Origin of the sequence: Vibrio sp. 10N.261.52.C11 (assembly GCF_041471405.1) — a bacterium.
Lineage (GTDB): Bacteria > Pseudomonadota > Gammaproteobacteria > Enterobacterales > Vibrionaceae > Vibrio > Vibrio crassostreae_C.
This window is the reverse complement of the sequence record NZ_JBFROI010000094.1, coordinates 1-224: the sequence shown is the minus strand read 5'-3', so window position 1 is coordinate 224 and position 224 is coordinate 1. Positions and strand designations below refer to the sequence as shown.

The following is a 224-nucleotide window of genomic DNA, read 5'->3' as shown; positions in this document are numbered from 1 at the left end:
ACGTTGATTCAACTCTCCAAGGTGGTGATAAGCATCGGCAATCACCGTTCTTGCGAGATGTGGCAGTTCATTTTCTGCATCTTCAAGCATTAAGGGAACGTGTTTCATTAATGAAGAGCGGCCAACAGGAATGATTAACCCGAACTCAGAGAGTAGGGCGCGCATGCGATTCATAAGCGCGGTGCGTTCACGAACCCAATGCTCTCTCATTCTATGTACCGATA

At 47.3% G+C, this 224-nt stretch carries 1 pseudogene; it reads right to left on the bottom strand.

Features of this window, described 5'->3' with window-relative positions:
- Nucleotides 1-224, bottom strand: a pseudogene (locus tag AB4323_RS23140) (IS110 family transposase); the annotation flags it as partial.